Source organism: Aeromonas sp. QDB23 (genome assembly GCF_027707745.1).
GTDB lineage: Bacteria > Pseudomonadota > Gammaproteobacteria > Enterobacterales > Aeromonadaceae > Aeromonas > Aeromonas allosaccharophila.
Genome location: NZ_JAPCJA010000105.1, coordinates 1 through 5,055 on the forward strand (window position 1 = coordinate 1; position 5,055 = coordinate 5,055).

At 47.4% G+C, this 5,055-nt stretch carries 3 protein-coding genes and 1 pseudogene; all 4 read right to left on the reverse strand.

The features are described from left to right. Positions 1 to 29 precede the first annotated feature (29 nt). A complete protein-coding gene (locus PG888_RS22310; protein ID WP_270694425.1) occupies positions 30 to 965 on the reverse strand; it encodes a DUF4145 domain-containing protein in 936 nt (311 codons plus the stop codon). 11 nt (positions 966 to 976) lie between these two features. After that, the gene (locus tag PG888_RS22315; RefSeq protein WP_270694426.1) at positions 977 to 2,164 is read right to left on the reverse strand and encodes a restriction endonuclease subunit S; all 1,188 of its coding nucleotides are present in this window, start codon (positions 2,162 to 2,164) and stop codon (positions 977 to 979) included. Further along, entirely contained in the window at positions 2,161 to 3,768 is a 1,608-nt protein-coding gene (locus PG888_RS22320) for a type I restriction-modification system subunit M (protein WP_270694427.1), read from the reverse strand. Before PG888_RS22320 ends, PG888_RS22315 begins: the two co-directional genes overlap by 4 nt. 601 nt (positions 3,769 to 4,369) lie before the next feature. Then, positions 4,370 to 4,978: pseudogene (locus tag PG888_RS22325) on the reverse strand (IS5 family transposase); the annotation flags it as partial. Between the last annotated feature and the right edge of the window lie 77 nt (positions 4,979 to 5,055).

Below are 5,055 nucleotides of genomic sequence, written 5' to 3' on the forward strand. Positions count from 1 at the left end.
GAGTATAAGATCACACCCTGTTCGGTCGGTCAAATCCTCGTGCCCTGCTTAAAAAACGTTCGCGATCTTGCCCTGCCATTGCCCTGCGGATTTGCCGGTGAAATCGGCATGGTGGTTACAGGGTATTCGCGATCCCGCTTATCCTTAAGCGGCCAACCCGCTTCATGGAGCAGCGCATCTATGAGGTAATTACGAGTTTCGGTTTCGTTATAGTCGTGGTTATCTTGCGAGATATCGGATGCTTGCTTGGCTTTTGCAATTTGCTCAAGCAAGGCTTCATTCTCTGCCTTTAGCGCCGCATTCTCATTGAGCTGTTGCTGATATGCTTCACGCTTGATGCTGTCGCTCTCGGCCAGCTGTTTTTCAAGCTCTTGTACCCGCTTGATACTGCTGATAGCTTTGGTCACTAGTACAGCATCAATGGCGAGCTTTTGCGGCACTAAGGCTTCATCAAAGGGTGCGACGCTAACGCTATTGTTATCACGCTGCGGGGTATAAGTGCGCATAAACCAATAGAGCACATGGTGCAACTCTTTGACCGCTTGCAGCGCATCGCGTAGTGGCAGTGCGCTTTTACCGTGTACTGCCTCATTACCGATCTTGATAATGAGTTTGAGCTTGGGGAACAGGTTACTGGCCAGGTTATCTTTAAAGCCTTTATCGTGGATCAGCGACATCAAGGTCACATCATGGCGTGGCCGCGTGAGCAAGTTGTCGATGTCAAAGACGGTTTCAACCATCAGCTCCAGGGCATTGCGGGCATAAAACCCCGCAATCCGCGGATCGCTTTTAATATTGGCCTCAGCGCTTTGGGCGCGGGCCAGTATCTCGGCGCAGCGCAGGCTGAACTGATTGTCCGCACTGCCTTGTCCAGCAAGTGCAGTGCGGATAAAAGTAAAGTTGCTGCTACCAAGCGCCACACTGGATGTGTTGGCTATTGCAGGCTGAGTGACCGTCTCTGACATGTAACTTCCTTTTACATTTTATTGGTTTTCGCGTTAACGAGCTGAAGTTCGCCGTTGAAGGCTTTTTGCATTAGGGAGCTAAACGCCTGTTCAGAGAGAATAAGCTGTTGCTTATTACACCCTATTTGTTCACGTAAATTCATATAAATAAGTTCAAATTTCTTTTGTAATTTCAGTGGAGGTAAAACAACAGGTAAAGTCTTTAGCTTCCCCTTAGAAATATTCTTCATTGAGCCACCAGAACCAGATGAGAGCTTACTAATCTCCTTACGTACTGCCGCTTCACAAAGTTGCCGCCAAATAAATATTGGTGAAAGCGAACTCTTATCCTTCCAAATAAAACGCCATAATTTATCTGGAAGAACCAAGCCTGTATATTCATCAAAAACCATTGTTGTTGCACCAACCAATTCCGTTGTATTGGCTCGACTAAATAAAAGATCCCCAGCACTAATAAAGTGATCAGCTTGAGGGATATAATCGTTAGGTAGAGGTTTCGATTCTTTTGGCTTAAATTCACCAGATGTAACAGCACTTATTTTTAAAACTCGGTTCGTAAATTCTGTATTTTTGTCGTCAGCAGCTACCAAGCTTTTTCCACCCAAAAAATCATCAACTATCGTTGATAATGTTGCCACCTTCCACCCCTTCGGATTGGTTACCGGATCACCAAACATCTCAATAAACACTGACTGGGAGAGGCTATTTAGCTCTTGCTCCATTTGCTGGCAGTCTTTACGCAGTTGGTCGGCTTTTTCTAACACAGCCGCTATTTTCTTTTGGGTTTCGAGTGGCCAATCAGGTACGTCTATATCAACTATTTTTTTTGCTGATAGATGTTTAACAGTTACAAATGGTGTTTCATCCCAAATTTTTTTCAGCTCTAGGGGAAGAAAGTAATATATGAATTTTTTACACGCTTTTGTGGAATCCACCTCAATTTTACAAACTCGCTGATTGAGCAAGGCTCGACCACCATTCCAGTATGCAGTATTGAAATCACCATCCATTCCGACTAGGATATCACCGTCATCCAGAATATATTTTTCGTCATAATCCCCAGAGTAATATGTTTCTGAGTACCCTCGTACTACATCTCGAATTCTGACAATCGGGAGTCCGTCTTCACCGAATAATTCAGACTTAAATGCAAACCCTGATAAAATATTGCATAAGCTACTGAGTTTCACAGTTTTCACAACAGTTTCTCCAACTCAGCTACTCCCTTCGCCATCTTCTCTTGCAGGGTTTTAATTCGCCCTAAAATTACTTTTGGTGAGTCGTATTGCACTTCTTCGTACACTACTTGCTTGTATTTGTTGAGGCTTAAATCGTACTCACTGGCAATAATGTCGGCTACAGGCACCATAAAGCTTTGGTCGGTCCGGCTGCGCTTGTATTCCGGACTAGCGAGGTAAGGGGTGCCATCGGGGTGGGTCAGGCTGGCAAAGCGGGCAATGATATCGGCAATGTTACTTTGTTCATGAGTGGGTTCTTCACCCTCTTTTGCAAGCGGGGTACGTTTATCATCAAGGGAATAACCATCGGCCTGCATGTCGTAAAACCACACCTTGTCGGTACCACCGGTGTTGGTTTTGGTAAAGATTAAAATCGCAGTGCTAACGCCAGCGTAAGGTTTAAAGACTCCGGATGGCAGAGAAATGATGGCCTCTAGTTTTTGCTCATTAACGATTTTTTCGCGAATACTTTTATGGGACTTGGTTGAGCCAAACAATACTCCGTCTGGCACGATCACAGCGGCGCGGCCACCGACTTTGAGCATGCGTAAAATCAACGCTAAAAATAGCAGTTCAGACTTTTCGGTAGGCCCTTTGGTTTTCACTTCAACCTGGATCTCATTACCATTTTCATCGATTTCGGTTTTATACTTTGGCGCAACTCTTTTGGCAGCAGGGTTTTTACCCAAGGCACGCAATAGATCGGGGGCAACGATGTCGAAGTCCACCGAGCCTTTAAACGGTGGGTTGGCCAAGATCAGGCTGTAGGCTTCGCGAATATTGGCATCGCCTTGGTCTTGTAAGCTATCACGATAGAAGACACTAGGGTTTTCAATACCATGTAACAACATGTTCATCGCGCCTATGCGCAGCATACTTTTGTCAAAGTCAAAACCGGTGAACATTGCATTATTAAAATGCTTGCGGTTTTCGGGCTTGTTGACTTCTTGCTTATAGTGCTTTTCAACGTATTCTAGCGCTGCCATCAAAAATCCGCATGTACCTGACGCTGGATCACAGATGGTATCCCCCAGTTTTGGTTCCATAAGCTCAACCATCATTTGAATAATGTGGCGTGGCGTTCGGAACTGGCCGTTGACACCCGACTGCTGCAATTTGCTAAGCAGATATTCGTACAAGTCACCCTTGGTATCTTTGTCGTCCATGTTGATGGCGTTGAGCAAATCGACCACTTGTGACAGCAACTTGGCGGAAGGGATAATGAAGATGGCGTCTTTCATGTGTTCTGCAAAGCTGCCTTCATGGTGCAAGGTTTTGATTTTGGGAAACACCTTGTCACGCACGATTTCCATCATCACGTTGGGGTCTTTATCTTTAAAATTACTCCAGCGCAGCGCTTGCTCATGAGCGCCAAAGGTTGGGTTAGCCACAGCAATGCCGGTGGCTTGTGCGCGACGCTCGGCAGTGCGTTGCAGCTCGTCTAAGCGGCGAATAAACAGCAGATAAGAGATTTGCTCAATGACCGAGATGGGATTGGTAACCCCGCCAGTCCAGAACATGGTCCACACTTGGTCGATTTGATTGCGTATTTTGCCTGTTAACATGAAAAAATCTCTTTGTACCAAAAGGATAGAGAGCAAACTCTCACAATGGAGCCACTTTACCATGGGGGATGTTACTGCTCAAACGGATGTGGCTCGTATAGAGCCCTATCTTCTTCAAATCAGTATCATGGTTACAACCCGTCACACTAAGGTATTAACGGGTTTCTGATTAACTGTCTTTCTATCACCTTCTAAGTTGATACCGCTGTGATGCCCCCTGTTCTCACATTGCTATCATTGGCCTCTGGCAGCTCTACACCGGCCAGACCCTTTACAGCTTCATGTTGCTCATGGGTAATTTCTCATCAGGTGCTGCAAGCAACCAAGGAACCATTCGCCCCCCTGGTCGTCTTGATACACGTGAAACTGTGTACGCCGAACTATCGCTGTGTCAGCAAGTATTTCTTCATGGTGAAAGTGGCCTATCGGTAACTCTCAAAGGTGCGCATCATCGATCGACCATAGTGCTCAACATATCCCGGTTCTTCTATGAAACCGATTCAAGGCTTCTGTGGACGACATCACATGCCGTTCGGCTGGGGAGCGGCGTTGTTGCCCAAATCAGCCAGCAAGTCATGACTTCCCCAGCCCCGGGTGACCGCTACACTCGGGGCTTTCTGACAGGTAAGCCAAGGGTATTCAGTTTGTTTATCGCGCTCACATACGCCATCACTTCTCCCACTTGACCATTGTATTTTCGCAGGGTGATTTGGCCTGCCATTAACTGTTTGAACCGGAACATAGCTTTCTCTGCCAGCAAACGACGGTGATACCCCGTTATCTTCTTCCAGTGCGCCAGCCCTTCCTTGCGCATCACCAGCACGGGCCCATTTCTCGGATGGCCCTTTTTCCATAGCCCTTCGTTCTTGCGAGGCGGGATACACGCCGTCGCCCCTTTACGCGCAATCAACCGATGGCAGGCTTTGCTGTCATAGGCGCCATCCGCGTAAACACGCCCCAGCTTGTGACGCAGAGGATTGAGCAAGGTCGGCAACACCTCTGCGTCATGCACATTCTCCTGCGACACTTCTGCCGCCACGATATCGTGAGTCACCGGATCTACCGCCAGATGCAACTTGCGCCAAACTCGACGTTTCTCAGCTCCGTGTTTTCTGACTTTCTACTCGCCTTCACCAAACACTTTCAGACCCGTCGAGTCGATAACCAGGTCGGTAATGCGCCCCTTAGGGGGCTGCCGATAGGCCACCTTCGTAACCGTTCACCGGGACGGTGTTGACAGCACCAACTCCTCCGGGAACGGGTAGTCGGTTTTCTCGATGCAGGACC